This is a genomic window from Parablautia muri (assembly GCF_009917485.1).
Classification (GTDB): Bacteria; Bacillota; Clostridia; order Lachnospirales; family Lachnospiraceae; genus Suilimivivens; species Suilimivivens muri.
This window is the reverse complement of the sequence record NZ_QZDT01000143.1, coordinates 1-1,980: the sequence shown is the minus strand read 5'-3', so window position 1 is coordinate 1,980 and position 1,980 is coordinate 1. Positions and strand designations below refer to the sequence as shown.

At 48.3% G+C, this 1,980-nt stretch carries 3 protein-coding genes and 2 pseudogenes; 1 reads left to right on the top strand and 4 read right to left on the bottom strand.

Annotated features, from left to right (window positions below):
- A pseudogene (locus D5281_RS24730) lies at positions 1-312 on the top strand (hypothetical protein); the annotation flags it as partial.
- A 289-nt stretch (positions 313-601) separates the two neighbouring features.
- Here D5281_RS24730 and D5281_RS26360 read toward each other — a convergent pair.
- The 4 genes and pseudogenes from D5281_RS26360 to D5281_RS26350 all read right to left on the bottom strand — a co-directional run.
- The gene (locus D5281_RS26360; protein ID WP_277935624.1) at positions 602-1,036 is read right to left on the bottom strand and encodes a hypothetical protein; all 435 of its coding nucleotides are present in this window, start codon (positions 1,034-1,036) and stop codon (positions 602-604) included.
- Positions 1,037-1,115: 79 nt separating this feature from the next.
- Positions 1,116-1,277, bottom strand: coding sequence for a hypothetical protein (locus D5281_RS27110; protein ID WP_277935625.1), 162 nt, complete (start codon positions 1,275-1,277; stop codon positions 1,116-1,118).
- 14 nt (positions 1,278-1,291) lie between these two features.
- Positions 1,292-1,447: a hypothetical protein gene (locus tag D5281_RS24720; RefSeq protein WP_160562505.1), complete on the bottom strand. Its 156-nt coding sequence runs from the start codon at positions 1,445-1,447 to the stop codon at positions 1,292-1,294.
- Positions 1,447-1,980, bottom strand: a pseudogene (locus D5281_RS26350) (hypothetical protein); the annotation flags it as partial. The gene D5281_RS24720 and the pseudogene D5281_RS26350, both read right to left, overlap by 1 nt.

Genomic DNA, 1,980 nt, shown 5'->3' with positions numbered 1-1,980 from the left:
AGACATATGGCAGACGGCATGCGGACAGAGCCGGCTCATCTGCCATTCCCGCTTCGGAAAAATCTGTCAGTAGATGCCCTGAGCGACAGGGCAAGGGAAACAGGCCCCAAGACCTTTGAAGTAATCCGCAGGATGTTTGACGAGGCAAAAGCAGAAGAACAGCCCATGCAGACAGCAGGAGCCATACTTTCCATAGCTGACATCTATTCACCCCAGCTCCTTGAAAAAGCATGTGATAAAGCGCTCAGGCAATACCATATGCCTTATTATTGTTGTTCGGCGAATTATCTGCACCCAGATTCTTCACATTAAATGCGCCTGTTTCTCGGATGGTTTGGATAAACATTAAAATTCCTGAATCTGTTTGTGCAGCTTATTTAAGGTCAGTATTGTATAAACAATTCCAGCCAATTTCCTTTTTCCACTGCCTGTCGCATGGGAAAAAAGAAACAGCATCTGAATTGTCAGTACAATTTAAAATCCTCACGAACAGACATCTCATAATAATTGCATATCTTCCGGGTACAATTCAGGAAAACAGGACATTTCCTGTACTCTGGAATCCCCTGTTTTCATCAGCTGATACTGAATTGTATGTTGCCTATTCGCAAAATGTTGGATTTGCGAATGCTAACCCAAGCTGGACATCATTGATGGCCTGCATGGCAGTCTCGCCAGTTACGGTATGAAGCTCCTTGTAGTCAGCAATGAGCAGGCAGGCATCGCAGATACGGTTGATGACACGCGGCGTACCGTTGGCAGAGTTAAGGACTGCCTCAAGGGCATTTTCCTCAAAGACAGTCTGCCTGCATCCTGCGCCTTTTAGTTTTTCCGTGACATAAATGCGTCCTTCCTCCTTTGAGAGACCCTCCATGTTATAATTCATTACCAGCCTCTGGCGGAGCGGTTCATGGGCATTCAGGCGCAGGGTATTGTTTAACAGGGGCTGTCCGGCAAGGAGGATAACAGCCCGATCCCAGGAATCCATCTCAAAGTTGAACAGTATCTTTAAGACGCTTAAAACGGCTCCGTTCATGTGGTTGCCCTCATCGATGATGATGATCGGGGTGATCCTTTTTTCAAGGGCAAGGTAGTTGACCGAGTCCTGCAAGAGCTTAAAGTTGTCTATCTTGCGGTGCAGGATCCGCCCCGAAGGAGGAAGCCAGAAGGCGGTAGAATTCCTGTACGGTGAGGGTGGAAAGGCTTGAATAGACTACCGTACAGCGTGAAGGGTTCAGGGAAGCGGCAAAAGAACGAAGCGCCGTTGTCTTGCCCAGTCCCGGGGAGCCGGTCAGGAGGCCAAAGCCTTGAGGCCGAAGCCTTTGGTCTCTACAAGATAATTCAGGCGGAAACGCACCTCGTGGGATTCCTCATTCTCCACGAGGATTTCTTTGGAATTCTTTAGGAACGGGTTGAATTCCAGACCGAAACGTGCAATGTAATCCATTATTCATCACCTCCTTGGAGGTGGTCGCCTCTGCAAAGATAAGTCTTATTTCTTTTGAACATGGAGTTATCGTGTTTGTGCAGGAGCTTTACAGGCGTAAGGGAGGCGTCCTGCTCCACAACAAATATTTCTTTCAGATCAGGGGAATAGCGGAGCCGGATGTGTCTTTTTGCAAAACGGTAATCGACTTCGTACTCCGTATGGTCAATAACGATGACGCTGTCTGCGGAAACTGTTCTTTCAATTTCCAGAAGGAAAGCCCGTTCGCTCTGTGCATCATCCAGCCGGCGGATATGCTCAGGTTCGGAGAAGAAACGGTCCAATGGGGACTTCCCGCCGAGGGAGGAATGGGGCGCCTGATTGTAAGAATTGACAAATGCGTACAGGCAGGAGCGCATGATATATTTGACGTTGTTCTCATCGATGCAGGGAATGCTGTCCAAAAGAGAACGGAGTGTATGTTTATCCGGGAAAAAATGGATGATATCGGCCTGGTCAGGAGCGGATACCTGTGAATAAGGGACGATGAGGGG

What these genes read in the sequence shown, in the direction of transcription:
- D5281_RS26360 (WP_277935624.1), bottom strand. Translation starts at nt 1,036, where the DNA reads ATGAACGGAGCCGTTTTAAGCGTCTTAAAGATACTGTTCAACTTTGAG.
- D5281_RS24720 (WP_160562505.1), bottom strand. Translation starts at nt 1,447, where the DNA reads ATGGATTACATTGCACGTTTCGGTCTGGAATTCAACCCGTTCCTAAAG.